The following is a 14450-nucleotide window of genomic DNA, read 5'->3' as shown; positions in this document are numbered from 1 at the left end:
TTATCACTTCAAACTAATCTTATTTACATGAAAAAGAAAAAATCATTTTCGATACAATACTTGTACTATATCTGTTGGCTGACTCTATTACTTGGATCTACTTGCACTTGTTTGGCCTGTTCAAAATCCGAAGAGGAAGTTGTAACAAATAGCGATACTACTGAATATGTACAGATTAAATGGAAATTAAACGGTGGTAGCTGGACTGACGGATACAACTATGTAACCCAAATAGAACAAGATGGCACACTTGTGGAACCCAATACTCCAGTAAAAGTCGGTAATAGTTTCGATGGATGGTACAAAGAGGAAGAGCTGACAAATAAAATAACCTTTCCTTATGTTGTAAGCAGCGTGTCCAAAGAAATAATATTTTATGCCAAGTGGAAACTTTTAACAACGTCCAAATATTACATTGACAATGTAGATGGAGATGATGATAACGACGGGTTATCTCCCGCTACCGCATGGAAGTCTTTGGACAAAGTAAACAACACGACATTTGTCCCGGGAGACTATATTCTTTTCAAACGCGGTGGTTCATGGACTGGACAATTATCTTTGAATAATGTCACTGGAACAGAAACCGACAGAATTACGTTCAGCGCTTATGGCAGTGGTGAGCAACCAAAACTGGTGGGAAATACCGCACAAACAGTCCTTCTACAGAATCCTAAAAACGTGACTTTTGAGAATTTCGATATTTCCAACCGTAGCACAACCATGCCACCCAAAGATACCAAACGCGGTATTTATATTACGATAAAGTCAGCAGGTATCTACCCCAATGTCGTTATAAAGAATAACTATATACACGACATTGAAGGTCAGCCTATTACGAATCGTCATATGCAAGCCGGACTATTTGTCCGCCCCGAGCACACTCAAGGTTATTTCAAAAATTTTGTGGTAGAAGACAATAAATTTGAACGTTGTTCTTCAAGAGGAATATTATTTGGAGATAATGGTCAAGCAAGGACCTATGATTATTACAATGATAACATAATAATTCGTAATAATGACATCAGTTATACAGCATTAGAAGGTATCCTTCTTTCCAAGAATTCAAAAACGGTATTAGTAGAATATAACAAAATATTTCATGCTGGCGCTTATGCTTTAGATAAGTTGGATGGGGTATTAGCTGGCCTTTGGGGAAATGCGAAAGACGTAATCATCCAACATAATGAAGTGGCATACACGCGGCTTACCAATCCGGCCAATCGTTCGGAAATGGACTCTGAAGCTTTCGATATTGACTTTAACAGCCCAGGCTATCAAATTATCCAATACAATTATAGTCATGATAACGAAGGAGGTTTCTTCCTAAGCATGGGAGATCCGGGACCGGATTTTGAATATGGTATTATACGTTATAACATCAGTCAAAATGATGGTCACCCCGAATTTGATTATCGTACTTTCGAGTTACACGGACATCCCAATGGTAAACAAGTTCCTATCTATGTGTACAATAATGTATTTTACAACGATGTGAAGATATCAGTACAGAAAAGAACAAATAATGCCATCTTGCCGGGCATCGAGTTTCAGAATAATATATTCTCGGCTCCAGTCCTGCAATTTGATGATCAGGAACATATCAGATATGAGAACAATCTGTACCATCAAGGAGAGAAAGCAAAAGCAGACCAAAGTGCCATCGTAGCGGATCCCCAATTTGTATCTGGAGGTAATGGAAGCGATGGTATGAATACGGTAGACGGTTACCAACTGAAAGATAGTTCTCCTGCAATCGGTACAGGCATATTTATCTTAAATAACGGTGGATTCGACTTTTGGGGAAATATTGTTTCTGCAACAGAAAAACCTGCCATTGGAGCTTTCCAACCTTAAGGATGACTTTGTAAAAGTCATTAAAGTGATTTTCAGGTCTGATTCGTTTGTCTGCAGAAAAGTTATGAACTATCCAACACAAGTATCAGGTGAACGATTGAGAAATATCAACGGACGACCATTCATTATTGAGTAAAAGGTTACTTACTCTTCAAACAGAAGCTGCTTTCCATGAGCCTGAATTATCTTTAAGGATATTCATAAAAAAAGACAACTGATTCATTGAAAATTAGTTGTCTTTTTATATTTTCAAGTATTCTTCTAAAATACGGTTTGTCCCCCCAATGAGGGTTATTAAAAATGAAAACACATAGTAAAAAAAAGACATTAGGAATAGAATCATCTTTATCTTTTAAAAAAATAACATTCTAAGGAAATATCATCAATGGTCTTGCATGCAGTCAATTAAGTAGTACAATGAAGATGAAAGACTGCTTATACACCTATAGCAATGAAGGTATATCGTAATGGACGATGCACCTTCATATATTATTAGAAAGTAAAAAACAAATTAGTCTATTCTTTGACAAAATGCAGCCTTGGCTTTATACCAGGCAGTTGGGACTAGACTTAGGGCGACTTAAGCTGTGAGTGAAATATCGTTTATTGTCGTTTAATTAAAAGAAAATTGTATTTGATGAGAAGCTACTAATAATTGGGAAAGTGCAGATTTCGAGCTTAAAATATTATTTACGTACCCGCGATGTCATTTTTTTTGAAAGCACAGTAGTTTCTATTTATTTTATTCTTTTTTCCTCCAACTAGATAATACTTTATTGATTTAATGCCAAATATACTTACCTTGTCATATATTGATTATTTTTTTGTTTTAGAGAATAAACTTTTTTAGCTTATGATTGCAATTTATATCTGAATTTCTCTTCTTCAGATGGACTTAGTAATTCTCCAAACCAATAGAAGCTCTCAATAAAGTAAATCAGATGTTAGTCGTGGAACTTAATAATGACGAGGTCGCTAGAGAATATGTTGTACCGATAATTTTGGTTGAGGGGTTAACATCATATGTGCAAGAAGATGCTATATATGATAAATATAGCGGTATTCAGGGAACTTTAGACCGTGTGTTGAGTTACAAGCAGCAAATATTATTGAGAAAGCTGTACTGTAATTGGAGAGAGAATTAAAAAGTATAGCTAACAGTGTAATTAATTTGGAGAGTAGGCTACTGTTTTATTACTCAAGATAAAAGTACTTTCGAAAAAAGTGTTTCTTTACTCTTTAGATCCCGGACTAATTGTGTTGTTTTGGGATAATAGTGTTTAGGATTAATCTAATTTGTAGGTTTTGATTTTCCATGTAGATGAAGGCTTGGATTTTTCCGGAAGTTTGTAAGCTTATCAAGGCTCGTGTTATTGTTTTTTATATATAATGCGAATCAGTATTTGATTCTTAGTTAAAAATTAGAGTAATTAATGCGATGGCAATTTTTCCCATCGTATGTACCAGAAGTCCAGATGTAGATCTGACTTTCATCGCTCTTTGAATATTTGTTTTTTCATTCAACCAGTTGAATAATGATTCAATGGGTTGTCTGACTTTTGAGACTGCCGTTGAAACCAAGTCTCTTGCCGCTTTCTCCCTTTTTGTTATTTCAGGTGATTCTCCTTTGATAGCTTTTACAGGAGTAAATAGCTCGAGCTTTTTGGATTCTTGTGTCTCTTTATAGAATGATATATCCGAATATATTTTATCGGCATATCTCTATTGTTCAGATTTCCCACACATTCTCTTTTGAATACAGTGGAGTCATTTTCATCAGCAGCGGAAAGTATGAGCATTTCAGAAAAAGGTATAGTTCCTTTTCTACGGAAAGCCACTGCATGGAGTTTTAGTCCGAAGTAATACATGTTCTTTGTTGAACAATATCCTTGGAAGTAATCTCAGTGGCGAACTTTCCTACTTTGTTCTTTCCCGCGCAAGTAATGATAGGTATCGAGTCAACTAATGATTTCATACTGTCACAATCTTGAGGTTTGAATGAATGGATTAACTGCCTGACAAACTTTTAAATTTCTTGAATCAGTGAAAAAGAAACTCCTATATTTCATAGAAGGGGGCTGAGGGTCTTGCAAGGGTAGTAGGTATGAAAGAAGCACAATAATGAATTGTATTCTCCCTTTTTTCATCCATTTTCATCCTTTTGAAGTAGCTGTGTGCAAATGGCGTGCAAATGCTCTAAAAACGAAAAAAGACAACCAAGAGTGGAAGCCTCCTAATTGCCTAATTTTAAAGCCTTTCGGCTTTGTAGCGGGACCCGGGATTGAACCGGGGACCTCATGATTATGAATCATGCGCTCTAACCAGCTGAGCTATCCCGCCATCATTTCTCGATTGCGGGTGCAAAGATAGATGATTTTTTATAATCTCCAAAACAATTCATAACTTTTTTGTGTTTTTTCTTTAAGAAGGGTCCTGATTTTCCCTATAAACAGGGAGTTTGAGGCTCGATAATGAAAGAATAATTAAATAAAGTGTCTGATTTATGCGGTGTATTTAGAAAAAAGTATTTATCTTGGCACACGTAAAAACAATTCGAAATTGCTATGAAAAAGGAAAAGATTCATTTGGAGTATTTGTTGAATGCAACGTCTAAAAATATTCTTTGGGGAGCTATTAGTACACCGACCGGGTTGGAGGACTGGTTTGCCGACAAAGTTGTTTCTGACGATAAAATAGTAGAGTTCCATTGGGGGAAGACAGAACTGAGGAAAGCAGAGATTATTGCCATTCGCTCTTTCTCTTTTATCCGCTTCCGTTGGCAGGATGATGAAAACGAACGTGATTATTTTGAAATCAAGATGACTTATAATGAGCTGACTAGTGACTATGTGTTGGAGATTACCGATTTCGCAGAGCCGGATGAAGTGGATGATATGAAAGAATTGTGGGAGTCACAAGTAGCTAAATTAAGAAGAACTTGTGGTTTTTAGTTAACTTTCAACTAAAAATTTTCGATGCTCCTTTTTTTGTGCTAATTTTGCATCCTAATTGCACGAACCTATTAAGATGCTACGCATAAAGAAATTAGATATATTCATCGTAAAGAGCTTTTTGATGCTCTTTATTGGTACATTCTTCATCTGTCTGTTCATATTCATGATGCAGTTCCTGTGGAGATATGTAGACGAATTGGTCGGGAAGGGATTGGAGATGAGCGTAATGGCTCAATTCTTCTTTTATTCCGCATTAACACTAGTGCCAGTATCGTTGCCATTGGCGGTGTTACTGGCTTCTTTGATTACTTTCGGTAACTTTGGCGAGCGTTATGAATTGCTTGCGATGAAAGCTGCAGGTATTTCCCTCCTTAAAATCATGCGTCCGCTTGCTTTCTTCGTTTGTGGGCTTGTCGGTGTCTCATTCTATTTCCAAAATGTAGTAGGTCCTATCGCCCAGGCTAAGCTGGGAACCCTGATTCTTTCGATGAAACAGAAATCTCCGGAGTTGGATATTCCGGAAGGAGTTTTCTATTCTGAAATAAAGGATTATAATTTAAAGGTAGCTAAGAAGAACCGGAAGACCGGTATGCTATATGATGTGTTGATTTATAGCATGAAAGATGGGTTTGAGAAAGCACGTATTATATATGCTGATTCCGGACGTTTAGAGATGACAGCGGATAAGCAGCATCTTTGGTTACATTTGTATAGCGGAGATTTATTTGAGAATTTGAGGGCACAAAGTATGAAATCGGAGAATGTACCTTATCGACGCGAGGAATTCCGGGAAAAACATACCATTATTGAGTTTAATTCCGATTTCAATATGGTTGACGGTGAGATCATGGGTAAGCAGTCCAGTGCTAAGGATATGGCACAGTTGCAGAGTTCCATAGATTCAATGACGGTAGTGGGCGACAGTATCGGGCGACAGTATTACAGGGAAGTGGCAGAAGGAAACTTCCGTCCTTCTTATGGATTGACAAAGGAAGATACGATCAAAATAGAAAAGGCGGATATTCATGAATATAATGTAGACAGTCTTTACGAAGTAGCCTCTTTAACGCAGAAACAGAAGGTGATTTCTTCTGCTGTCAGTCGTGCGGAGAACGTGGCCAACGATCTTGGGTTCAAGAAATTCACGATGGAGAACAACGATTATAGTATTCGCAAGCATAAGACGGAATGGCATAAGAAGATAACGATTTCACTCTCTTGTCTGCTGTTCTTCTTTATCGGAGCTCCATTGGGCGGAATTATCCGCAAAGGAGGTCTCGGAATGCCGGTAATTGTATCTGTGTTGGTATTTATCATTTACTATATCATTGATAATACAGGATATAAAATGGCCCGTGACGGTAAGTGGATAGTATGGATGGGAATGTGGACAAGTAGTGCGGTCCTTGCCCCGTTAGGAGTTTTCCTTACCTATAAATCGAATAAGGATTCTGTGGTGCTTAATGCAGATGCCTATATTAACTGGTTCAAGAAGATTGCGGGAATCCGTAGTGTACGCCATATATTTAAGAAAGAAGTGATTATCCATGATCCTGATTACACACGTCTGAACGGTGATTTGGAACAACTTACTGCAGAGTGCAGAGCGTATGCTGCCAGGAAACGATTGGAAAAAGCACCGAATTATTTTAAATTGTGGATGTCGAGCGAGGATGACAACGAAGTAATGGCTATCAATGAAAAGCTGGAAGCGTTGGTTGAAGAAATGTCCAATACGAAATCGACCACTTTGATCGGTGCATTAAACAATTATCCGGTTATTTCCGTTTCTGCTCATGTGCGCCCGTTCCATATATATTGGTTGAATTTGGTAGCCGGAGTCATTTTCCCTATCGGTTTATTTTTCTATTTCCGCATTTGGGCGTTCCGTGTTCGTCTGGCTAAGGATATGGAACGGATTATAAAGAACAATGAACAAATTCAATTCATCATACAGAAAATCAATAAATAAGTGTTATGAAAGAGACTATTAAAATGGATAGAATAGAAGATGCGATTGCCGACTTCAAAGAAGGCAAGTTTGTCATAGTAGTGGATGATGAAGACCGCGAAAATGAAGGCGACTTGATTATTGCCGCTGAAAAGATAACTCCCGAGAAAGTGAATTTCATGTTGAAGCATGCGCGTGGGGTGCTTTGTGCACCTGTCACAGTGTCTCGTTGCAAGGAGTTGGATTTGCCGCATCAGGTAAGTGACAATACTTCCGTGTTGGGAACTCCTTTTACGGTTACCATTGACAAACTGGAAGGCTGTACAACAGGTGTTTCTGCTTCCGACCGTGCTGCTACTATTCAGGCGTTGGCCGATCCTACTTCTACACCGGCAACCTTCGGTCGTCCCGGACACATCAATCCGTTATATGCACAAGAAAAAGGAGTGCTTCGCCGTGCCGGACATACGGAAGCTACGATTGACATGGCTCGTCTGGCAGGACTTTACCCGGCAGGTGCCTTGATGGAAATCATGAGTGAAGATGGAACAATGGCACGCTTGCCCGAACTCCGCCAGATGGCAGATGAACATGGACTGAAACTGATCTCTATCCATGACCTGATTGTCTATCGTTTGAAACAGGAATCCATTGTGGAAAAAGGAGTGGAAGTAAACATGCCTACTGAACATGGGATGTTCCGTCTGATTCCTTTCCGCCAGAAATCAAACGGATTGGAGCATATGGCTATATTTAAAGGTACATGGAGTGAAGACGAGCCTATCCTGGTGCGTGTCCATTCATCTTGTGCTACAGGAGATATCCTTGGTTCGCAGCGCTGTGACTGTGGCGAACAGTTGCATAAAGCGATGGAAATGATCGAAAAAGAAGGAAAAGGTGTGGTGGTTTACCTCAATCAGGAAGGACGCGGCATCGGTCTGATGGAAAAGATGAAAGCATATAAACTTCAGGAAGACGGAATGGACACCGTTGACGCAAATATTTGTCTGGGACACCTTGCCGACGAACGTGATTATGGAGTAGGTGCACAGATTCTTCGTGAACTGGGCGTACACAAAATGAGACTTTTGACAAACAATCCGGTAAAACGTGTTGGTTTGGAAGCCTATGGATTGGAGATTGTAGAAAATGTACCTGTTGAAACAGTTCCTAATCCGTATAATGAGCGATACTTGAGAACGAAGAAAGAAAGAATGGGACATACTTTACATTTTAATAAGTAAATTGCCAATTTGTTTCCATATATCAAATATTATCGTTTATTTTGCAACGATTTTCACTCAACAACAATAAAATAGATACAAAATGAATCAATTATCAGATCGTTTGAACAGCTTGTCGCCGTCGGCGACGCTTGCCATGTCTCAAAAGAGTAACGAGCTCAAGGCACAGGGTGTTGATGTTATTAACTTAAGTGTAGGAGAACCTGATTTTAATACTCCTGACCACATCAAAGAAGCTGCGAAAAAAGCCATAGATGATAACTTTTCCCGTTACTCTCCGGTACCGGGCTATCCGGCTTTGCGCAATGCTATTGTTGAGAAACTGAAAAAAGAAAACGGTCTTGAATATACAGCCGCCCAGATTTCATGTGCAAATGGTGCAAAACAATCTGTTTGTAATACAATCCTTGTATTGGTAAATCCGGGTGACGAAGTAATCGTTCCGGCTCCTTACTGGGTAAGCTACCCGGAAATGGTGAAAATGGCAGAAGGTACTCCTGTAATCGTTTCGGCAGGTATCGAACAAGATTTCAAGATTACTCCGGAACAGCTGGAAGCTGCTATTACTCCGAAAACGAAAGCTTTGATTCTTTGTTCTCCGTCCAACCCGACAGGTTCGGTATATACAAAAGAAGAATTGGCCGGACTGTCTGCTGTATTGGCTAAACATCCGCAGGTGATCGTAATCGCTGACGAGATTTACGAACATATCAATTACATCGGCGCACATCAAAGTATCGCTCAATTCCCTGAAATGAAGGAACGTACAGTGATTGTAAACGGTGTTTCCAAAGCTTACGCTATGACAGGATGGAGAATCGGTTTTATTGCCGGTCCGGAATGGATTGTAAAAGCGTGCAACAAATTGCAAGGTCAGTACACTTCAGGTCCTTGTTCCGTTTCTCAAAAAGCTGCTGAAGTTGCATATACAGGAACACAGGAACCGGTAAAAGAGATGCAGAAAGCATTCGAACGCCGTCGTGACCTGATTGTGAAATTGGCTAAGGAAGTTCCGGGATTTGAAGTAAACGTTCCGCAGGGCGCTTTCTACTTGTTCCCGAAATGTGATGCTTTCTTTGGAAAGAGCAACGGCGAACGTAAGATTGCAGATTCTGATGATTTGGCAATGTACTTGCTGGAAGAAGCTCACGTGGCTTGTGTAGGTGGTGCTTCTTTTGGTGCTCCTGAATGTATCCGCATGAGTTATGCTACAAGCGATGAAAATATCGTAGAGGCTATCCGTCGTATCAAGGAAGCATTAGCTAAATTGAAATAAGAGTTCACCACAGAGGACTCAGAGGACACAGAGAAGAAACAATGAAAGGATGTGTCGTCACCCATATAAATTAGAAATCCCCCTTGCCACAAATGCTTTGTAGCAAGGGGGATTTCACTGAAAGGAGAGTTGTGACACATCCCCAAACTATTTTACTCTGTGTCCTCTGCGTCCTCTGTGGTGAAAAAAAAGGCTGCCTTCCGTAGAAAGCAGCCTGTACATTTTTTGTAGCTTGTATTATTCAGCCGGGTGAATTGCTTCAGACGGACAAACGTCTGCGCAAGTACCACAGTCAGTACATACATCTGGGTTGATAGAATAGATATCACCTTCAGAGATAGCTTCTACCGGACACTCGTCAATACAAGTACCGCAAGCAATACAATCGTCACTAATTACGTAAGCCATTTTTCTAAGATTTAAATTATTAGTACTAATTTCTTCGGCAAAAATAAGGCTTTTATTGATTAGTTGTTATGCTTCTATGATTAAATTGACTTAATTTGTACGTCTTCTAAATAAGCAACCTCCCTATTATCTGCTATATTTTTCGTATTTTTGCATTCAAATTACTAATATATAGCGATTATGCCTTTAAATTTACCCGATAAACTACCTGCGATAGAGCTTTTGAAGGAAGAAAATATTTTCGTGATCGACACTTCCCGCGCTACGCAGCAGGATATTCGTCCGCTACGAATTGTGATTCTGAACCTGATGCCGTTGAAGATTACGACGGAAACAGACTTGGTGCGCTTACTTTCGAATACCCCTCTTCAGGTGGAGATTTCGTTTATGAAGATCAAGAGCCACACGTCGAAGAATACGCCGATAGAACACATGAAAACGTTCTATACGGATTTCGATCAGATGCGTCATGAGAAGTATGATGGTATGATTATCACCGGAGCCCCTGTAGAACAGATGGACTTCGAGGAGGTGACCTATTGGGATGAAATTACGGAAATCTTTGATTGGGCACGCACGCACGTCACTTCTACCTTATATATATGTTGGGCTGCACAGGCCGGATTGTATCATCATTATGGAGTTCCAAAATACCCGTTGGAAAAGAAGATGTTCGGCATCTTTGAACATCGCGTACTGGAACCTTTCCATTCCATCTTCCGTGGTTTTGACGATTGTTTCTATGTGCCGCATAGCCGTCATACGGAAGTGCGCAGGGAAGACATTCTGAAAGTTCCGGAACTGACGTTGCTTTCCGAATCGAAAGAAGCCGGTGTCTATATGGCAATGGCACGGGGCGGACGTGAGTTCTTTGTCACGGGACACTCTGAATATTCTCCGCTGACACTGGATGCGGAATACCGCCGTGATTTGGATAAAGGCCTGCCGATAGAGATCCCCCGCAATTATTATATAGACGATGATCCTGAAAAAGGCCCGTTGGTACGTTGGCGTGCCCATGCCAATTTGTTGTTCTCCAATTGGTTGAACTACTTTGTTTATCAGGAAACACCTTACAACATCAATGATATTAAATGATAAAGCAGCGTAAAATAGAACTTCTCGCTCCGGCGAAAAACCTGGAATGTGGTATTGAGGCTATCAACCATGGTGCAGATGCTGTATATATCGGTGCTCCGAAATTCGGTGCCCGTGCGGCAGCTGTGAATTCATTGGAAGATATTGAAGCATTGGTGCAGCATGCTCATTTGTATAATGCACGTATTTATGTCACGGTCAATACGATTCTGAAAGAAGAGGAGTTGAAAGAGACGGAGGAGATGATTCATGCACTTTATCGGATTGGTGTCGATGCACTGATTGTACAGGATATGGGGATCACGAAACTGAACCTTCCTCCGATACCGCTTCATGCCAGTACGCAAATGGACAACCGTACGCCGGAAAAAGTGAAATTCCTTTGGGAAGCAGGTTTCCGTCAAGTGGTGTTGGCGCGGGAGTTATCGTTGCGTGAAATAAAGAAGATTCATGAAAGCTGTCCGGAAGTACCTTTAGAAGTATTTGTACATGGGGCGCTTTGTGTCAGCTATAGCGGGCAATGCTATGTCAGTCAGGCCTGTTTCGGTCGTAGTGCCAATCGCGGAGAGTGTGCGCAATTCTGCCGTCTACCTTTTAGTCTGGTAGATGCGGACGGGAAAGTGATTGTTAAAGACAAACATCTGCTTTCCCTGAAAGATATGAATCAAAGCGACGAACTGGAGCAACTGCTGGATGCCGGAGCTTCTTCATTTAAAATAGAGGGACGGCTGAAAGACGTGTCTTATGTGAAGAATGTAACGGCCGCTTATCGCCAGAAACTGGATGCAATCTTTGCCCGTCGTCCGGAATATGTACGTGCTTCTTCGGGTACGTGTAGTTTCGAATTTAAACCACAACTCGACAAGAGTTTTAGTCGTGGATTTACGCATTATTTCTTGCACGGACGTGATAAAGAGATTTTCTCTTTCGACACTCCTAAATCGCTGGGCGAAGAGATGGGAACCATGAAGGAGTCCCGTGGCAACTATCTGACAGTTGCCGGACTTAAATCTTTTAACAATGGAGACGGTGTCTGCTATATCGACGAACAGGGACGTTTGCAGGGTTTCCGCATCAACCGGGTGGACAGCAACAAACTCTATCCGCAGGAAATGCCCCGTATCAAACCCCGCACTACGCTATACCGTAATTTCGACCAGGAATTTGAGCGAATCCTTTCCCGCAAATCTGCCGAAAGGAAGATCGCAGTGAAAATCTTGCTTGCCGACAACAATTTCGGTTTCTCTCTGACATTGACTGACGAAGATGATAATAGCGTTACAATCACTCTCCCTCGTGAGAAAGAACTTGCCCGGACTCCACAGACGGACAATCTGAAAACGCAACTGTCCAAACTGGGGAATACACCTTTTGAAGCAAAAGAAATAGAAATATCCTTTACCGGGAACTGGTTTTTGCCGGCTTCAGTGTTAGCTGATTTCCGCAGACAGGCAATCGACCGGTTAATAACTGCCCGTCGAATCAATTATCGTCAGGAATTGGCAGTATGGAAGCCAACGAGTCATGCTTTCCCGCAAACGACATTAACATATCTGGGGAATGTAATGAATACTCGTGCAGCTTCTTTCTATCAGGAGCATGGGGTACAACAGGTAGCCGCAGCGTACGAAAAAGAAGCAGTGGAAGATGCGGTACTGATGTTCTGCAAACATTGTTTGCGTTATAGCATGGGCTGGTGTCCTATCCATCAACGGGTACGTTCACCTTATAAAGAGCCTTACTATCTGGTATCGAATGACGGCAAACGTTTTCGTCTGGAATTTGATTGTAAGAATTGTCAAATGAAAGTAAAGGCTGCGCAATGAGAATCATTTTTCACCACAGAGGACGCAGAGGACACAGGGGATATAGTGAAGGTAACATCTTCACTCATTCTTCTGATACAGACTGTTTGCGTGTTTTGGGGAAAAAGTGTAGAAAGTTTCTCTCTTTCCCTTTTTTCCCCCTTTTACCCTCTGTGTCCTCTGCGTCCTCTGTGGTGAAAACTGTGATGAAAACTGTGATGAACTTACTACTATGTTTATTTTTGCTCTCATCCTGTTATTATAAAGCCCCGGCTCTGGATTCGGAAGAACTGTCGAAGAAGACGAAAGACTCGTTGACCTACTTGTACGAGCGGCATTATACCTGGAATACAAATCTGGAAGTAGTCGATGATTCCATCTCTTTGGAATGTCTTCCGATAAAAGATACTTTTATTCAGTTGAATAAAGGGGATAGGGTAGTGGTGGCAGAGTTTGCGGTTCATCCTGCCGATAGTGTAGACAGTATTTGGGTGAAGCTGGCTCATACACAGGATGAACAGGGCTGGATACGTGAAAAAGAACTCAAAACATCATTTGTGCCGACTGATAGTATTTCGCAGGCCATTCATCTTTTCAGTGATACGCATGCTTCTTATTTTATTATAATCTTCGCTTTATTCGTTGGTGTATATCTGTTTCGTGCTTTTCGTCGAAAGCAATTGCAGATGGTCTATTTTAATGATATAGATAGTGTTTATCCATTATTTCTCTGTTTGTTGATGGCTTTCAGTGCAACGATTTACGAATCAATGCAGGTCTTTGTGCCGGAAACGTGGGAGCATTTTTATTTCAATCCTACTTTGTCGCCATTCAAAGTTCCTTTTATTCTCTCTGTCTTCTTGTTGAGCATCTGGTTGTTTTTGATAGTCGCTTTGGCGGTGCTGGATGATTTGTTTCGACAGTTGACTCCCGCTGCGGCTATTTTTTATTTGCTAGGGTTGATGTCCTGCTGTATTTTCTGCTATTTCTTCTTTATCCTGATGACACATATTTATATCGGTTATCTGTTTCTTGCCTTTTTTATGCTGGTTTTTGCGAAGAAAGTCTGTCGGAACATTGGGTATAAGTATCGTTGTGGACGTTGCGGGGAAAAAATGAAGCAAAAAGGTATATGCCCCCATTGTGGAGCGATTAACGAGTGATTTTATTATCTGTTTTATTTCTGAATAACTTTTCAAATGATGAAAACCAGGTCTACTGAAATAAAAGATCTCCCTTTAGTGATGGAGATTTATGACTATGCCCGTGCTTTTATGCGTGCAACCGGGAACACGACCCAATGGATTGACGGCTATCCGTCTGAAGCATTGATTCGTCAGGAAATTGAAGAGAGCCATAGCTTTGTCTGTATCGGTGAACAAGGAGAAATCTTGGGAACTTTTTGTTTCATACTAGGTGAGGATCCTACTTACCAACAGATTTATGAAGGTGTATGGCTCAATGACGAACCTTATGGAGTAATTCACCGATTGGCAACGAACGGAAAGCAGAAAGGGGTGTCGGAAGCTTGTCTGGACTGGTGTTTTCAACGTTGGCCTAATGTCCGGGTAGATACTCATCGGGATAATAAGGTCATGCAACATATACTGACGAAGTATGGCTTTCAACGTTGCGGCATCATTTATGTTAAGAATGGGACGGAACGTATTGCTTATCAGATGAAGCGTTTGCATGGTGGGGTGGAGGAATCTGATCGTACTGAAGTATAGGTCAGGTACGTTGGATGATGAACGAAGCAGTCTTAGGTATAAGCAAACTGATAGCAAGCAGTAGGTAAACTAATGCCGAAGCATTGATAAAGTTCCGGTAAGGTGTCGGTATAGTTGTGGTAAGGTG

General features: G+C 40.7%; 10 protein-coding genes and 1 tRNA gene. 9 read left to right on the top strand and 2 right to left on the bottom strand.

What is annotated here, in order from left to right:
• Window positions 1-27 precede the first annotated feature (27 nt).
• Window positions 28-1857, top strand: a complete 1830-nt coding sequence (locus AB3G73_RS13195; protein WP_195650008.1) for a right-handed parallel beta-helix repeat-containing protein — start codon at window positions 28-30, stop codon at window positions 1855-1857.
• 2266 nt (window positions 1858-4123) lie between these two features.
• On the opposite strand, the gene AB3G73_RS13190 is transcribed toward AB3G73_RS13195, so the two are convergent.
• Window positions 4124-4197: transfer RNA gene (locus AB3G73_RS13190), tRNA-Met, on the bottom strand.
• Window positions 4198-4421: 224 nt separating this feature from the next.
• Between AB3G73_RS13190 and AB3G73_RS13185 the strand changes: the two genes are divergently transcribed.
• From AB3G73_RS13185 to AB3G73_RS13170, 4 genes are all read left to right on the top strand, one after another.
• Window positions 4422-4808, top strand: a complete 387-nt coding sequence (locus AB3G73_RS13185; protein WP_143260012.1) for an START-like domain-containing protein — start codon at window positions 4422-4424, stop codon at window positions 4806-4808.
• A gap of 76 nt (window positions 4809-4884) precedes the next feature.
• On the top strand, window positions 4885-6783 hold the full coding sequence (locus AB3G73_RS13180) for an LptF/LptG family permease (protein WP_367745105.1): 1899 nt from the start codon (window positions 4885-4887) through the stop codon (window positions 6781-6783).
• 5 nt (window positions 6784-6788) lie between these two features.
• Window positions 6789-8006 (top strand): bifunctional 3,4-dihydroxy-2-butanone-4-phosphate synthase/GTP cyclohydrolase II, encoded by a 1218-nt coding sequence (locus AB3G73_RS13175; RefSeq protein WP_004299085.1) that lies wholly within the window; start codon window positions 6789-6791, stop codon window positions 8004-8006.
• An 82-nt stretch (window positions 8007-8088) separates the two neighbouring features.
• Window positions 8089-9282 carry a pyridoxal phosphate-dependent aminotransferase gene (locus AB3G73_RS13170; RefSeq protein WP_148365794.1) on the top strand — a complete coding sequence of 398 codons (1194 nt, stop codon included), beginning with the start codon at window positions 8089-8091 and terminating at the stop codon, window positions 9280-9282.
• Between the two features lie 237 nt (window positions 9283-9519).
• Here the strand turns inward: AB3G73_RS13170 and AB3G73_RS13165 are convergent, their stop codons facing one another.
• Window positions 9520-9690, bottom strand: a complete 171-nt coding sequence (locus tag AB3G73_RS13165) for a DUF362 domain-containing protein (RefSeq protein WP_002559159.1) — start codon at window positions 9688-9690, stop codon at window positions 9520-9522.
• 180 nt (window positions 9691-9870) lie between these two features.
• Here AB3G73_RS13165 and metA point away from each other — a divergent pair, with 180 nt between their 5' ends.
• From metA to AB3G73_RS13145, 4 genes are read left to right on the top strand one after another with little or no spacing between them, the layout of a single operon-like run.
• Entirely contained in the window at window positions 9871-10788 is a 918-nt protein-coding gene (gene metA / locus AB3G73_RS13160) for a homoserine O-succinyltransferase (protein WP_074559981.1), read from the top strand.
• Window positions 10785-12614 (top strand): U32 family peptidase, encoded by a 1830-nt coding sequence (locus tag AB3G73_RS13155; RefSeq protein WP_367745104.1) that lies wholly within the window; start codon window positions 10785-10787, stop codon window positions 12612-12614. The genes metA and AB3G73_RS13155 overlap by 4 nt, the downstream gene beginning before the upstream one ends.
• On the top strand, window positions 12611-13756 hold the full coding sequence (locus AB3G73_RS13150) for a zinc ribbon domain-containing protein (RefSeq protein WP_322019746.1): 1146 nt from the start codon (window positions 12611-12613) through the stop codon (window positions 13754-13756). The genes AB3G73_RS13155 and AB3G73_RS13150 overlap by 4 nt, the downstream gene beginning before the upstream one ends.
• Window positions 13757-13795: 39 nt before the next feature.
• Window positions 13796-14323 (top strand): GNAT family N-acetyltransferase, encoded by a 528-nt coding sequence (locus AB3G73_RS13145; RefSeq protein WP_367745433.1) that lies wholly within the window; start codon window positions 13796-13798, stop codon window positions 14321-14323.
• Window positions 14324-14450: the final 127 nt, after the last annotated feature.

Source organism: Bacteroides sp. L008, from assembly GCF_040812255.1.
Taxonomy (GTDB): Bacteria; Bacteroidota; Bacteroidia; order Bacteroidales; family Bacteroidaceae; genus Bacteroides; species Bacteroides vicugnae.
Note: the sequence above shows the minus strand (reverse complement) of the source record. Positions and strands in the feature narration are given on the sequence as shown.